This is a genomic window from Microbacterium sufflavum, from assembly GCF_023091155.1.
Lineage (GTDB): Bacteria > Actinomycetota > Actinomycetes > Actinomycetales > Microbacteriaceae > Microbacterium > Microbacterium sufflavum.
The window spans coordinates 1,317,859-1,333,825 of record NZ_JAHWXK010000001.1 but is presented as its reverse complement, the minus strand read 5'-3'; the positions used below and the strand labels follow the sequence as shown (position 1 = coordinate 1,333,825).

At 67.1% G+C, this 15,967-nt stretch carries 7 protein-coding genes; 4 read left to right on the top strand and 3 right to left on the bottom strand.

From position 1 onward, the window contains the following. Window positions 1-35: 35 nt before the first annotated feature. The 4 genes from KZC56_RS06550 to KZC56_RS06535 are packed head-to-tail and all read left to right on the top strand — an operon-like array spanning window position 36 to window position 6,523. On the top strand, window positions 36-542 hold the full coding sequence (locus tag KZC56_RS06550) for an HNH endonuclease signature motif containing protein (protein ID WP_247638152.1): 507 nt from the start codon (window positions 36-38) through the stop codon (window positions 540-542). After that, window positions 542-1,714 carry a DUF6361 family protein gene (locus KZC56_RS06545; RefSeq protein ID WP_247638151.1) on the top strand — a complete coding sequence of 391 codons (1,173 nt, stop codon included), beginning with the start codon at window positions 542-544 and terminating at the stop codon, window positions 1,712-1,714. The genes KZC56_RS06550 and KZC56_RS06545 overlap by 1 nt, the downstream gene beginning before the upstream one ends. Beyond that, window positions 1,707-3,488, top strand: coding sequence for a phospholipase D family protein (locus KZC56_RS06540; RefSeq protein ID WP_247638150.1), 1,782 nt, complete (start codon window positions 1,707-1,709; stop codon window positions 3,486-3,488). Before KZC56_RS06545 ends, KZC56_RS06540 begins: the two co-directional genes overlap by 8 nt. After that, on the top strand, window positions 3,485-6,523 hold the full coding sequence (locus KZC56_RS06535) for a DEAD/DEAH box helicase (protein WP_247638149.1): 3,039 nt from the start codon (window positions 3,485-3,487) through the stop codon (window positions 6,521-6,523). Before KZC56_RS06540 ends, KZC56_RS06535 begins: the two co-directional genes overlap by 4 nt. 103 nt (window positions 6,524-6,626) lie before the next feature. On the opposite strand, the gene KZC56_RS06530 is transcribed toward KZC56_RS06535, so the two are convergent. The 3 genes from KZC56_RS06530 to KZC56_RS06520 are packed head-to-tail and all read right to left on the bottom strand — an operon-like array spanning window position 6,627 to window position 15,961. Next, window positions 6,627-8,468 (bottom strand): AIPR family protein, encoded by a 1,842-nt coding sequence (locus tag KZC56_RS06530; RefSeq protein WP_247638148.1) that lies wholly within the window; start codon window positions 8,466-8,468, stop codon window positions 6,627-6,629. Window positions 8,469-8,510: 42 nt separating this feature from the next. Continuing rightward, on the bottom strand, window positions 8,511-11,960 hold the full coding sequence (locus KZC56_RS06525; RefSeq protein ID WP_247638147.1) for an SNF2-related protein: 3,450 nt from the start codon (window positions 11,958-11,960) through the stop codon (window positions 8,511-8,513). Further along, the gene (locus KZC56_RS06520; protein WP_247638146.1) at window positions 11,957-15,961 is read right to left on the bottom strand and encodes an Eco57I restriction-modification methylase domain-containing protein; all 4,005 of its coding nucleotides are present in this window, start codon (window positions 15,959-15,961) and stop codon (window positions 11,957-11,959) included. Before KZC56_RS06520 ends, KZC56_RS06525 begins: the two co-directional genes overlap by 4 nt. Window positions 15,962-15,967: the final 6 nt, after the last annotated feature.

The following is a 15,967-nucleotide window of genomic DNA, read 5'->3' as shown; positions in this document are numbered from 1 at the left end:
TCACGGGTCGGAGTTCGAGCATCACGAACTCGTTCGTGAACGGCATCATCCCTGTGGTCGCGCCAACCGAGGCAGAGGTTCGCGCAGCCCTCGAGATTCTCGGCATGCTCGATCGTGTGAGCTGCAGCTACTGCGGCGACACGAGCACGGAATGGGACCATCTTCGTCCTCTGGTGAGCAACCAGCGGCCGACGGGATACATCTCCGAGATACACAATCTCGTACCCGCCTGCGGCAAGTGCAACCAGAGCAAAGGCAATAAGGACTGGCTGACCTGGATGCGCAGCTCGGCCCCGCTCTCTCCGAGATCTCGCGGTGTCGCCGACATTGAAGATCGCATCGCTCGCTTACAGGAATACGAGCGCCAAGCATCCCCGACCCGAGTCGACTTCGAAGCGGCCGTCGGCCCCGACCTTTGGCAGCGGCACTGGGCGCACCACAAGCACCTGCTGGAGCTGATGCGCGTGGCCGATCAGGACGCGCAGGAGATCAGAACCCGCGTGCGGGAAGCCCATGAGGCCAAGAGACAGACGGCGACCTGATGGCGTCCGTGATCACGTGGCTCGACGTGTCGGCAGACGAGCAGCGACGGATGCGAGAACTCGCGGCGATGTTCACGCAACGAGACAGCCGGGACGAGCTGGGCATCGGGCAGCTCCGCGACGGCATCGGCGACGCGCTGTTCCCCGGCACGTCGACCCTGCACACCCGCGCGCGCTACCTGCTGTTCGTGCCGTGGTGCTTCCAGCACGCCGCGCAGTCGAGGTCGCGGGTGAAGGGCGGCACACGCCAACCCGACGCGACCGAGCTTGACCTCATCGACGCCCTACGGTCGTCGCGCGATGCGGATGGGCTGCTCGGCGAGCGGGCGGGCCGCGACCTGCGGAACCTGCCGTCTTCGGTGTACTGGTCGATGCTGCAGCGGTACGGCATCCTCACCCGACCTGCAAGTCGTGCGGAGGCGTTCGAGGCGTCGACCGCGCACGTGCATGTCGACGACGACGGTCTGACGACGACGAGCTCCCTGTGGTCGGCCCCGCCGATTCCGAAGGACTTCCCCGAGGAGGTGGCAGCCGGCTTCGCACTCACCGCGGAGGAGGCCAGCTGGCTACGGGATCGCGTGCTCGAACACGCCCCCGGAACGATGCTGGCTCACCTGGTGCAGCATCGACCGGACGACAGCACGGCCCCGTGGCGCGATGCGGCTGCCACCCGTGCACCGCAGCGCGCGGCGACGGTGCTGCACCACGCGCAGCACTTCGCGACGATCCTCCACGGCGCGCAGCTGCTCTACAATCTGCTCCTGGCCGAAGAGGCGGACCGGGCAGAGCTCCGCGACGACTACCGTGATCGCCTCGCCCGGTGGCCCGCGGAGCTTGCGGCAGGTTACGACGAGTGGCGCCTCGACGACTTGCTCGGCGTTCTCCGTGAAGAGCGAGGCAGTCGACTCCCGGTCGCACCGGCCGCGCAGCGGTTCGTGCAGAACTGGACGACGCTCGTGCAGCGCAGCGATCCGAACTCGCTCGCCGATCTGCCGGAAGCACGAGCGATGATCCGGGAGCGGGAGAAGATCAAGGGTGCGAAGACGCGGCTCGGCAACCCGCGACGGCTCGAGACGTGGAAGGGGGCGTCGGGCACTGCGCTGCTGACGTTCCGTTGGGCGACCGTCCGACAGTTCACCCGCGACATCCATGAGGGGCTGGCCCGTGCTTGAACCCGACTCCCGCTCGCTGCTGTCCGAGCTGCTGCGCCCTCCGGCCGGATTCCATCTGTCGCACGCGGTGGGCACGAGCTTCACGATGACGCTCGAAGCGGCCCTCTCGATCCCTCTGGCGTTCGCGGGTGCGGTGGAGGTCGACGACGAGGTCGGCATCCTCGGGGCCGTTCGGCGGGCCACGCAGCGCATCGACCTGTTCGCGCAGGCCGGATGCTTGGGACTCGGCACGGCGAGCGAGCTCGTCACGGTCCTCGAGCCGATGGTGCACCCGGTGCGGATGCCGGGGAGCCGCCTGTTCCACCCGAAGGTGTGGTTCCTGGAGTTCGAGCGGGAGGGGGAGCGCCGCTACCGCTTCATCTGCAGCAGCCGGAACCTCACGAACGACCGCACGTGGGATGCCGTCGTCTCCCTCGACGGCGTACCCGACGAGGATCTCGATGCGGAGACCGTCCGTTCGAACCACGCGATGGCCGCCGTGCTGCGCTGGCTGATCGACGACGGTCGTACGGCACCGGCGCTCGCGCCCGCGCGTGCGGCCCGCATCGCACGGCTGGCCGAGGCGTGGGCCGGCATCCGCTGGGAGCACCCGGACCACGTGCGGGCGCTTCGGGTGCACGCCTTCGGGATCGGGCTGCCGTCGAGCGACGCGGAACCGCGTCTCAGCGGCATCCGCACCGCCATCGTCTCCCCGTTCGTCACCGATGAGGGCGTGCGGATCCTTCGGGCCCGGCCAGGCGGCGAGACGACTCTGCTCAGCCGTCCCGAGGCGCTGGACCGGCTGCACCCCGAGACGCTGCAGGGACTCTCGCTGCGGGTGCTCGACGAGATGGTGGATCTGGCGCTCGCCGACGCCGAGACCTCGGCTGTGTCTGCCGGAGAACTGCGCGGGCTGCACGCGAAGGTGGTGGTGCACGACCACGCCCACAAGCAGTCGACGGTGCTCGTGGGGTCGGCGAATGCCACCGGGCCGGCCTGGTCGAACAACGTCGAGGTGATGGTCGAGGCCGAGGGGCCGAAGTCGCACTTCGGCGTCGAGGCAGTGCTCGGGTCGCTCGCCCCGCTGATGGAGGAGTACGCGACCGCGGGCGGCGCCGAGAGCAGCCAGGAGGAGGAGGAGGAGGAGGCCGACCGTCGGCTGGAGAACGCCCTGCGGGAGGTCGCCCGCGCCCGCCTCGCGCTTCGGGTGAACGCGGAGGGCGAGTACACGGTTACCGTCTGGGCGGAGGCCGCACCGACCGCGGACGACCGGTACACGCTGACCTGGCGGATGCTGTCGCAGCCGGAGCCGATCCCCGGACCTCTGCCGACCGCCGACGACCCCTACGAGTCCCCGGCTCTCCGCCTGGAGCAGATCACTCCGTTCGTGGCGATCGCGCTCACGGATGGTGACGGCCGCCGGCGCGAGACCCTGGTGGTCGCCGACCTGCTCGACGACGTACCTGGTCGGGGCGACGCGATCGTCGCCGCCCACCTCAGCGAGCCGACGGCAGTGGCGCGTTTCATCCGGCTCATGCTGCAGGACGGCAGCCTCACATCGATCGGGACCGGCGGCGGTGGCGCGTTCTCTTCGGCGTTCGGCGCGGGGGTCGCGGATAGCGGCGCAGGACTGCTGGAGCTTCTCGTGCGCGCGTCGGCCACGAATCGGTCGGGGCTCGTGGACGTGGAGCGGGTGCTGCGGCATGTGCCGGAGGATGCGCGCGGCAGCGCCCTGCCGCCGGGGTTCGCCGAGGTGTGGGCGGCTGTGACGGAAGCGGCGGGTGTGGAGCGATGACGGGTCTCGACGTCGAGGCGGTGATGCGCGGGCTCAAGGGCTTCCAGCAGGACGCAGTGGAGCATGTGATCGACCGTTTCTACGGGTCAGGGCGTGTCGACGGCAGCGGGCGGTTCCTCGTCGCGGACGAGACCGGGTTGGGCAAGAGCGTGATCGCGCGGGGGATCATCGCCAGGGCGATCCAGGAGTTGAACGAGGTCGACGCCGTGAAGCGCATCGACATCGTGTACATCTGCAGCAACGCCGACCTCGCCAACCAGAACCTGCAGCGTCTGAACGTCACCGGCGACAAGCACCTCGCGATGGCAACGCGGCTCACGCTGTTGGCGCGCGAGAGCCGCAAGCTCGCAGCCGCCGACGACACGAGCCGCAAGAAGGTGAACCTCGTCTCGTTCACCCCGGGCACCTCGTTCAAGGAGGGCGGCTGGCGCTCGGGCAACGGCGACGAGCGGGCGCTGCTGTGCGTACTGGCGGAGGATGTGCTCGGTGTGGACGAGGACGAGCCGACGCGCTGGCTCTTCCAGGGAGCGGTGCAGTCGGCGAGGAACTTCGCGGGGCGTGTGCAGTGGACGCGAGACCGTCTGGGCGAGGAGGGCGCCGATCACGAGATCGCCGGGCGCTACCAGGAGGCCATCGTCAAGGACGAGCTGTGGGCGCGGTTCCTCGAGCTCCGCGAGGAGGTCCGGACCCTGGGCGAACGCCCGACCCGCGGTCGACTGTGGCACGAGGTGATGGAGCTCGTCGCGAAGCTACGTCGGCATCTGGCGCGGGCGGGGGTGGACGCCCTCGAGCCCGACCTCATCATCCTCGACGAGTTCCAGCGTTTCCGCCCGCTCCTCGATCCGACGACCGAGGGCGGTGAGCTCGCCCACGACCTGTTCAACGCCGATGGCGCCAAGGTCCTGCTCCTCTCGGCGACGCCGTTCAAGCCCTATACGACACAGGCCGAGGCTGGCGAGGACCACCATGCCGATTTCCTCAAGCTCATCGAGTTCCTCACCGACGAGGACGACGCGCGTGTCAGAGCGGTCAAGGATGCGCTCGACGCGCACCGGCTCGCCATGATCACCGACGGCGATGCCGAAGCTTCCGCGCGCCGGGTGCGGGAGGTGCTGCTTCCGTATCTGTCGCGGTCGGAGCGGCCGCCGCTGGCGCGCAATCAGGACATGGTGATCGACCGTCCGCTCGACGGCGGGGTGCCGACCGCGGCGGAGATCGCCGACTGGTCGGCGCTGCATCGGCTCGGCACCCACATCGGGGCGCGGGTGGATCTGGAGCAGTGGAAGTCGATCCCGCACTTCGCCTCGTTCATGGACACGTACAAGTCGGGGAGCAGTGTTCGGGACGCGCTCGGCCGGGACGATGTCGCCGTCCGCGAACTGTTGGCGGCAACCCGAGGGCTGACGCGGGACGACGTGAGTGCGCGGGAGGAGCTCGATCTCGGCAACGGACTGCTGCGCGCGTTGGCCGCCGACACGATCGGGGGCGGCTGGTGGAAGCTGCTCTGGATGCCGCCGTCGATGCCGTATCTGCGGCCGGGCCCCGTGTTCTCGAGCGTGGGGGATGTCACGAAGCACGTCGTGTTCTCGGCGTGGAACGGGGTGCCGACCGCAGTCGCTGGTCTGCTCAGTCACGAGGCTGCTCGCCGCGCGTATGCGGGTTCGGACCGGTCGACGGATTCGTCGAGCAGTCGGTTGACGTGGGCGATGAGCGAGGCGGGGCGACCATCGCAGATGAACTCGCTGGCGTTGTTCTGGCCGCATCCGACACTGGCACAGTCGTGGGATCCGCTGCGGGCGGCGCGTGCGGCTGGCGGGCTCGTCGATGCGGAGGCGTTCACGGCGAGCACGGCCGCCGAGGACGACGCTGCCGAGCCCTCGCACGCCTTCTTCGCGACAGCCGGTGCCGTGCCGGCGGGCGTGAACGCATCGTCGGTGCTGCGGGTGCTCGACGCGCGGTCTGGCCGTTTCGCGGACTATGTGCGGGCGGCGGTCGACGCGATGGATGAGGACCCCGGCGTGCACCGCGACCTGGCCCGGTTCGGCGCGCATGCTCCGGGGTCGATCGCGTATCGAGCGTTGCGCGGTGCCGCGTCGGCGGATGCAACGGAGGCGGGTGTGTGGCATGCGGCGTGGGTGCTGTCGCTCGGTCTGCGTTCGCTTTTCGCCCGGCCGGACACCGCGGCACTTCTCGACACCGTGGGCGACCCGGGCGCGCACTACTGGAGCGCCGTGCTGGACTACTGCGCGGACGGGAACCTGCAGGCGGTCATCGACGAGTACGTCCACCAGTTGCGCAGTGACCTCGGTGGGGGGCTGCTCGATGACGACGGGCTGTGGAAGGTCGCGACGAGTGCGGCATCAGCGGTGCGGACGAACGCGGCGACGCTGCGCGGGCACGAGGCGACTGCTGAGCGTGCACAGATCCCGTTCGCGACGAGGTTCGCGGTGCGGTACGGCGGCGCGGGCACGGACGCCGACGAGAAGGTCGCGGCGCGTCAGAGCGAAGTGCGAGCCGCGTTCAACAGCCCGTTCGCCCCGTTCGTGCTGGCGTCGACGAGCATCGGCCAGGAGGGGATCGACTTTCACTGGTGGAGCCATGCCGTCGTGCACTGGAACCTGCCGTCGAACCCCGTCGACTTCGAGCAGCGCGAAGGCCGGGTGCACCGGTTCATGGGCCACGCCGTGCGCAAGAACGTGGCCGCCGCGCACTGGGAGGACGTGCTGTCCTCGACGGAGGGGGCGTGGGACGCCGCGTTCACCGCCGCGCTCGCATCACCCGACACCGAACGGCTCGGCGAATTCGCGCCGTGGTGGGTCTACGAGGGGGACGCCCGGATCCACCGGCGGATCGCCTCGTTCACGTTGAGCCGCGACCACGACAAGTACGAGCGGCTGCTGGACGCCTTGACCCTGTACCGCCTCACCCTCGGGCAACCCCGACAGGAGGACATGCTGCGGCTGATGCAGCAGGGTGGCGTGGACCGGGACCTTGAGGCCGGGGCACTCGATCTTCGGCCACCAGGGAACGGGTGACAACCATCGACGGTTCGGCCGCCCCTTCTCCACCCGGGTAGATCAGTCGTCCCTTCGGATCGCATGGTGCGGGGGCTACCACACCCGACGCATGAGGAAGCGTTCAGGGGACGTCGACAGCATCTGTTTCGGATTGGTTGGTGGCGCCCGCGACTGCCCGCGCAACCACCGCCTTGGTCAGCAAGTCACTCTTCGCCACGCGATCGACCTGCCAAGAGTTCTTGTCGGCGATGCGTTGGATCTCTTCGCTGACGACAGCAAGTCCAGCCTTTACGTCGTCGGCGTCTATGGAGAGCGGTGCCTGCGAAAGGGTCTTTAGCTGGCTCGGGTTGTAGATCTGCGCGCCCAGCGCCTTCGTCACGAGATAGCTGCTGATGTAGAAGCGGGTGTTCGTCCTAGTCGGCGCATCGGCGACGCCCTCAGTCAGAAGGAGCGAATCGACGCGCCGCTGGACAGCAGCAATCCAGAGGTAGACATCCAGGCTCAATGACACGCTGAACACCGCGGCATAGTCCGCTTCATTGTTGAGCAGCGTTGAGGGACGCGCGCGCGCATCATCCGGACGGCTGAGACCGATCGCCATGACCGCCTGGCCCAGGGTGGGGATGCTGATGATCTTGTCCGCGGGCTTGCCGGCGTTCTTGTAGAAGTTCTTCCGTCGGTCGTAGTACCAGCCTCTTGCGGCGAAGTGCGACTCGATCTGCCGATGGAGATCCTCGGTCGCGTGAAGCGATGCGTCAGGAACCTTCGTCTGGCTGTTTGTAGCCCTGATGACGTCATCACGCGTCGCCTCGTCCAGGGTTTTGATCACGCGGACCTGTACAGATCGGCGCTTGTGCCGATCAAGGTCCGCACCCGTGGCCGTGAGCACGTCATGAATCGCGTGCGACGTCTGCATCCCGTTGACGATCTGGACGCCCGAGAGAGTGAACGTCTTCTCACCACCGATATTGACTGCCGAACAGAGGATCGTGACTCCATTATTGAGCCACCAGAAGTCCCTGTCGTCATCAGCTTCCAGCGTCGCCTTCATCTGCCTGTTCACGGTAACTGCGCCTTGGAAGTCTCGAACGTTCCAGTCGAAGAGATGCCCCCGCAGCGCCCCATTGTCATCTGACAGGAACCGAAAGTACTCCGGCAGCGCGACTAGGCCCGCGTAGGAGTCCCCTTCCGAGATGTAGTCCCTGAATCGGAGCTGAAGATCGTATTCCGGCGTCGCGCTCGCCATCGCCCAAAGCTCCTTGGCGCCCACGACGCGAACATCAACTTCAGCACCTGGGACCAAAGCGCCGAGTTCCGTGCGTACATCGACCATCTTCTGCGCCACGCCACCAGAGACGCTCGCCGTATCGCCGCGTGAAACGTACGCGAACGTAATCGAGATACGCGGAGACCGGATACTCAGCAAAGTCCACGCCCGAGTGAAGATGCGCACGCGCTCGATTACATCAGCCGAGTAGATCCCAACGAGCTGCTCGTCAGTGAAGTTCAGGTCGAGCAGCTTCTTCATACTCGCCCCGGCCTTATCAAAGGCGTCTTCTCCGAACCCCTCGGACCGTTTTGCTTGGATCAACCAAAGTGAGAGCTCAGCACCCTTCCGAATCTCACTCGGCTTGAACCCATCCTCGAAGATCTCCGCGTCTTCGCTGAGGAGACGGCCATCGAGGAAGGTGTACACGGCGTCCAGCCCACCGTCTAGACCACCTCCAATGCGCCCCGCCTCTACTTCCTCGTCACTCATGTTGTTGCCACTGAGCACCGTCGCTGCAGCGAACAGCTCGAACGCAACGTCGTCTGGCAACGGCGCATCCCGACTGTCCTGCGCGGCCTTGATGAACTGATCGACAAGCACAACCTCATTGCTCATTGCCGTCGACGACCTTTCTGCTTCTTGCTTCGGCGACGAGAAGGACGCGCTCAACAGCGAGAACGCGATGAGAATCAAGTTCTCTGGAAACGAGCCGGAGACGCAACGTCACCCTACCTCTCACGACGCGCCTCCTTGGGTCTCCGTCGCCTTCGTCCCTTCGACCGCCATCCAAGCGATGAGGCGCACGTCGTCGAGCGCGATGGGCGGAAGCGGTTCGACTTTCTCTGCGGGCTGGATGCCGAACCCGTCGAGCACCTGGATGATCGCGTCGACAACAGCCTCGGGCTTGCCGGGGGTCCGAAGTGCGGCCCGCATGGCCTTCCTCGCCTTGGCGGTAGGCACAGTGTTGAGGCGCTTGATGGTCTGGAGCTGTGCGGCGCCGAGGTAGCCGCCCTTGTTCAGGATGACCTCTCGCGCGTCGCGGAAGGCTGCCGGGATCTCGGCGGCGAGGGCGTTCGGGTCGGTGGAGCGCATCCACTCGTCGTGCGCATCCTCCTGTGCGAGCGCCCATGCCTCGTAGGCAGCGCGGAACGCCTCGTCGGGCAGAGAGCGCGGCCTGTCAGGCCTGCCGGGGTCAGCCGTGACGAGCGAGATCAAGGTGTCGTCGACCACGATCCGACCATCCTCGTCGGCGACGGGCTGCCAGGCGTTGTCGGCATTCACGTTGCGGAACCAGATGTGGCCGCTGTCGCCCATCTTCATGCAGAACACGAAGGAGCGGCCGGAGACTGCTGGGTTCACGAACCCGCTGCCGATACCGTACGGCAGGTCCTCGAGCCGTCCGCGGAGCGCCTGGTCGGCGTCGAGCGCGTTGGCGAGGCGTCTCCGGTACTCCTCCCCCGATCCCGCTGCCGAGCCGCCGCCCTGCTCGATGAGTTCCTCGATCTCGCCGACAATCGCGTCGGGGTCGTAGTGCTCCTGCGGCGGGTAGTGCGAGACGCCGGGGAGCACCTTGCCCGCGCCGATGGCCGCGTCCGCCTGCCGGAGCTTGCGGATCAGGGTCTGCTCCAGCCCGAGGAACTCGTCGAGATGCTCGGCGGGGAAGAACACGTCGAGTTCGATGGACTTGTGCTGGCTGCCGATGCGGTCGACGCGGCCGTGGCGCTGCACGATGCGCATCGGGTTCCACGGCAGGTCGTAGTTGACGATGTGCGCGGCCTGCTGGAGGTTCACGCCCTCGGCGAGCACGTCGGTCGTCAGCAGGATGTCGTAGAGGTCCGCCTCGATGGGAGTGCCGTCGTCGCGGAGCTGGCCGGCGGTGCGGGGCGCGAAATTGGCGACCGCCTTCGCACGGGTTGGCTGGTCGATGCCGCCGCGCTTGCCCGAGGCGAACTCGCCGATCACCGCGGGCGCGACGCGGCCACGGTAGGCCGCGAGCGGCGAGCCGTCGGGCACCGCCTCCAGCGCAGCGATGAGCCGCTCGTGTAGGTCGCGGATGGTGTCGGCGTACGTGGAGAAGACGATGACCTTTCTCCGGTCGCCGCTCGGCGCGTTCGTCACGGCGGGCTTCTCGGCCTCGGCCGCGATGCGCTCCAGCTCGGCGAGCAGTGCCGCGACCTTCGGCTCGCCGTCGTGCGCCGCCGCCTCGGCGAGTGCCTGGAGATGACGGATCAGCAAGAGGTCCCGCTCGACATCCGATGCCAGCAGCTCCGCGTCGTACAGCTCTGCGGCAGTGGCCTGATGCTCGGTGTCCTCGTCGAGCCCGGCGACGATCTCGTCAAGATCCTCCGACTCGGAGTTGACATAGTCGCGCAGCGCACCGCCGACGAGCACGGTGCCCTTGCCGAGGGCGGAGAGGAACGCCTCGTGCGTCTGGATGAGCACGCCGAGCGTGCCGGCCAGTGCGGTCGGCGAGGATTCGAGGCGCTTGAGCAGCGCGGAGCGCAGCAGCCCCATGTTCGAGACCTCCGTCTTGTTCAGGTCCTCGGTCCTCAGATACCGGCTCGGGACGTACCGCGCGAGCAGCAGACGGCCTGGGTCGCTTCGGCGCACACTGAACGACGCGACGTGTGCCTCGTTATCCGGGATGTCGAGCGCGTAGGTGACCGCATCGACCAGCACTTCGCCGGGCTCGTCGAGCTGATAGTCCACGCGACGCACGTCGGCGTCGGGGAACTCGACCGGGATCTTCTTGCCGCCCGGCCCGGCGATCGTCTCGCCGCGGTAGTTGTCCTTGACGAACTTCCTGGTGCGCCGCACCGCGACCTGATCCATCAGGTCGAACAGGTGCGCGGGCGTCAGCGCCTCCGGGTCGAGCGCCTGTGCATCGCGGATGTACTTCCGGATCGACGGGATGCCGATGGAGGCGAAGCGCGCATCGTCGCGGATGAAGTACTTGACCAGGGTCTCCAGGTCGATGAGCGAGTTGTTCACCGGCGTAGCGGTCAGCAGCACGACCTTCTTCGGGTGCCGCCCCGCGAGGATGATCCGATCCAGCGCCTCCGAGCGCGCAGCTCCCGCGTTCCGCAGGTTGTGCGCCTCATCCACGATCACCAGCGCAGCGTCCTCGGCACGCTCGTAGAACCCGAGGTGCTCCGGGTGCCCCGGGTCCATGCGGCTGCGAATCTCCTCATAGGAGTGCACCGAGACGCGGCGAGAGATGTCATACCGCTCCAGCACCGGGTCCCACACCGATGCCTTCAGCGCTGCGGGAGCTGCGACAAGCACGCGCTGACGCTGCTGCTCCGTGGCCGCTGCGATCACTTCGAGCGCAAGGAAAGTCTTACCAAGACCCACTTCGTCGGCCACCAGCACGCCGCCGATCTCCTCCAACAGCCGCCGCATCCGCTTCACGCCGTCGGCCTGGAACCGGGTCAGCTCGAAGCGCGTCGGACCAGCCTGCTCATCGTCGAGGTGCTCGCCGTAGCGGGCCAGCAACATGCGGAGGAAGACGCTCCACGGGGTGTGCTCGGCCCACAGCGGCTCGTACAGACCCGCCAGGTCGAAGACTTCGGAGTCGGCCCAGCACTCCTCGAACCAGTCGATCACCTGCGGCGTCGACCCGTGCTGCCCAGACGCGCCGACGTTCAGCTCGGCGTTGCGCGTGAGCCCAGCGTAGGTCAGGTTCGACGACCCCGCGAGATACGCGGGATGCGTCGGGTGGTGGCTGATGAATGCTTTGCCGTGCAGGAACCCGCCCGTATAGCGGCGGATCTCCACAATCGGCTCACCGCGCTCGTCGGCGGCACGCAGCCACGCCACGAGCCGCTGCGCCGACTGGGTAGCCCGAAGCTCGAACCCGAGCGCGTCGCGCTCCGCCTTCAGCCAGCGCACATGGTCGGTCAGCGCCGCATCGAGTCGCTTCTGGAGCGTCGCGTCGGCATCCACCGGCAGCAGCGGATCGGGCACCGGGTCGGCCCCGAGCAGGATGCGGATGCGCGGCAGCTTCTCCAACTCATCAGCGAGCAACAGGAACCCTGCCGGGTTGATGTAGGCCGTCGCAATCGCGGCGCTCGGCGGCACCGCAAGCGCCTCCCGGTTGACCCGGAACAGCCGACGCACCTCCTCGCGCACCGTCATCGGCGGCGCGATCCGGTTCGTCGCAAAGACCGGAAGCTGGTCGGTCATGCCGCGTCCTTCCACTGCTCGTAGTACGCGAGCACCCGTTCCAGCCGCGCGGCGTAGTCCCAGCCACGATGGAACGTGGCAAAGACGTGCTCCACCTGCTCCGGCGTCAGCCCGTAGAGGATCGACACGAGTGCGTCTAGTTCCGCGATGAGCTCCGACTTGACAGGTTCGGTGTTAGCGGTGCCGACCTCAACGCCGACCTCAACGGCCCATGCCTGGTAGCGCTCGTCGACCGCGGCAAGACGACCTGAGATCTCGATTATCCGCCTACGCAAGGGGGAGTTGTCGTCCGGCCGCGGTACAGGAGATCCAAGTAGGAACTCCACTGTGGCATGGGTCTCCACCATCTGACGCGCATACCAGTCGAACGGTAGGGATGAGAGCACACCCAGCACATAGGCCTCATCGCGGGAGGTTCCTCGCCGGAAGAAGAGGTAGTACGCCTGGTGCACCATGACGATCCGCGGCGGGACCATCGCCGCAATGAGGGTGCGTTGATTCGTGCGGTTGGTCGTGTCGCGCCAGGCGATTCGCGGACGATGCATCGGCAGAGTTTCTGAGTCGGACGCCCATGTATCCGGCATGCCAAAGAAAGCTGACCGCCGAATACGCACCTGATTCGCGCGACGCTCCTGGAGCTCTCGGTTCATACGGTCGGGGTCCGCCCATGCATAGACAGAGCCCGTGCTCGGATTCCAAAGATCGAAGGAGTCACCTTTATAGACGGGGATGAAATCGGCCGGCTTCGCGCCGAGGGTGAACCGGTGCTTGTCGTCAGTGGCGTTCCATTCACGGAGCCCTCGGACGCTAAACATGTCGTCTTCGTGATCGAGACGCGGCTGCGAGCGTAGTGCGAAGAAGACCTCGGAGCTTGCCGCATTCGGCAACAGCGGAAATACGCCTCCGGGCGACCATGAAAGCAATGCAGCCACGTCGACGGGAGCCGTCTCGTGGAGCGCACTCTCAGTGAATGCCTGAGCTGAAGTGAAGGGCCCACGGATGACGGCCGACTTCGCGCTTTGCGTATGGTCCGCGAGGATCGATATGGCGGCAACGGTCAGCCGTTGATCGATTCCGGGGAAGACCCAGCCCCCCGTGTTCGCGAGCACCGACACGTCCGTGAACGTCCCGTGCTTAAGCATGGCCAGCCGCCAATCCTTCATCCCCGATGCTTCAAGCGCCTTCCGCGGGAGAACGATGCCAACCCGCCCATCGGTACGCGCCAACTGCCAGAATCGCCAGGCGAACGCCTTGTACAGGTCCGGCCTACCGGATGTCATCCCTGGAAACGGTCCTCGTGCGAGCACCGTCTGCACGCTCTTCATGGACGTTGTGGCGAGGTCATATGCTGACACCAGATCTGGACGCTCAGCACGAATCTTCTGGACAAGTGTCTCGGCGTCCTCTTGTGCCAGTCCCCGGAGCCCAGGGTAGGTAAGCGCATACAAGGAGTGCTCCTCGACCTGAAGCTTCTCCCACGGCGGATTCCCGACCAGCACATCGAAGCCGGGCCGCTCACGAAGGAACACCTCGGGGAAGAGATAAGGCATGTGCGCAGGCTGGAGCGGATCGACGGCTTCGCGCACCTCGCGCATCGCCGCGAGAGCTACGAACTGCTCGGCGTCCCACGCCTCGTCAATCGTCACGCCAAGGCGCTTGGCGACGGCCACGTCGAAGATCGCCTTCGCCGGGGTCGCTGCCTCGCGTGCCTTCGCCAGCGTCTCGGCACCGGCCGCGACCTCCGATTTGTCGGCCTCTGAGGCGTTCGCGTAGTCGATGAGGAGGTCGCGTGCGGACGTCAGCGGCTCGCGGATGATCTGCTCGAACAGGCCGTCGGCTTTCAGCGCGACCATCGCCTCGTCGATGGTGCCGATGCCAGTGAGGGAGTTGGCGAGGACGAGTCCATGGTCGAGGCTCGACATCGGCAGGCCGGGCACGAAGGTGTGAATCCAGAGCGCGAGCTGTGACAGCTCGACGGCCAGCGGGTTGATGTCGAGGCCATAGATACAGCGACGTGCCACCTGACGGCGAAGGAGCTGGCCGTCCGTGATCGCCTTCGCGCCGTCCGTGTCCTGTCCGAGCGCCTCACGCGCCTTCTCCGCGAGGCGTGCGAGTTCGGCACGCACGCCCGGCACCTCGGTGGCGGTGAGGAAGTCGCGCATACCGCGCTCGATCTTGTCTACGGCGGCGACGAGGAAATGGGCGGATCCCATCGCCAGGTCGGCGACGCGGAAGTCGAAGAAGGCGTCAGAAGCTTGGCGTTCCTTGCCCTCGTCCATGAGGGTCTTGATCCGGTCGAGGTGGGCCTTCAGCGCGGGCTCGACCGACCGCTCAATGAGGTGATCCACGACGATCTTCGGCGTGTAGTACGAACCGGTCGCCTTGCGCTCCCCCGAGGCGGAGTGGAAGTACGGGCGACCCGCGGGCGCGACGACCTCATCGCCATCCTTCGCGGGAACGTATGCGCCGTTCCGGTCGACGGTGAGGTTCTGCTCGGCGAGCGAGAGGCTGGATTCCAGCAGACCCTCGTAGATGGTGCCGAACTCGCGCACCTGGAGGCTGCGGAAGTCGACCGGCCCCCAGGTCCGGTCGACGGTCTCCTCGCTAAGGAGTTCCTGGAGGGCCGGGCCGATCACGCTGTCGGTGAGCTTGACGCGCGACAGCAGCGCGCCCTCTTCGGTAGCCGGGTCGAACAGGCTGCCGCCGTAGGCGGGCACCTCCCAGCGGGAGTTGCCATGGAAGATGACCTCCCACACCTGCGTGAGATCCGACCAGATCGCTGCCGACTCAGTGGAGAACTGGTCGGGGCCGGTGCCGATCTCGCGGGTGATGAACGCTTGGAGCGAGTTGGCGTCGTAGTGATCGTTGCGACCCGCGGGCAGCAGCTCGGTCGCCTCCCCGTACGCCTGGAAGAGCAGCCGGAACAGGATGCGCATCGTCAGGCGGTACGCCATCTGAAGACCCTGAGCGTCGAGCGCGAGCCCGAGCGACGGGAGCTGATCGGCGATGGCGAGCGCGACCCGAGGCACCACGCCTTCGTACACACGGTCGCGCAGGCGCGTGCCGAGGTCGGCGGCATACTTGCCAGAACCATCGAGGATCTGCTGCGCGGAGCCGCCCGCGTCGAGCGCCTCGGCGGAGAAGATCAGTGTGAGCAATGCAGCCTGCTCGGGCGCGAGCAGATCGAGATCCAGCTCGAAGTAGGTCTCGGACTGCCCGCGCTGGCCGACGCCGACACCGTCGCGTCCTGGGTAGAGCCGCAGGGTGGACTTGCGCAGCGCGATCACCCACGGCACGTCCTCGCGGCCAGCGATTTCGAGCGCCTTGGCGACGGGTGTGAGCTGGTACGTCGTGGACTTCTGATTGAAGTGCTCGTCGTCACGCAGAAGCACCGCGACGGCGCGGCGTGGGCCGCTGGAGGTGCGCAGGACGAGCAGCCGCTCCGACCCCGCGGGCTCGGTGTCGAACCCGAGCGCGGTGACCAGCTCGATTCCGCGCTTGGGCAGGATCGGCGTCGCCTTCTTGCCCGCCGACTCCCAATCCGGGCGGCGAGGCACATCGCGGTTCAGGTGGTAGGTGGCGAACAGGAAGTGGTTGGAGAAGCCGTCCGTGCCCGCCGAGGACATCGCCTCCTGGATGGCACGAATACGCCCGTGGGCGGCGAGCCCGTTCCCTTCCTCCAGCACAGACTGAAGCTGTCTCTCCGCCTGACCGACCGTGATGGGGCCGATGGGCGGGGCGTCCGCGGACGGGTAGTGAATCCATACGCCCTCCGGCGTGACGGCTGCGACGATGAAACCCATCGGAGCCCGCGTGCCGCGCGACTTCCACAGGTCATCGAGCACGCCCTTCGTCGGCCGCGTGGCCAGGCGGGCGATACCCACCTGGATCGCTCCTGCCCCGGCGTCATCCCGGCCGAGGACGACGATGGCGTCGGCCGCGCCCGCTGGCGCATCCGCCCACGCGACCGTGCTCGACCCGTCAAGCTGCAATGCCGACACGTTCCC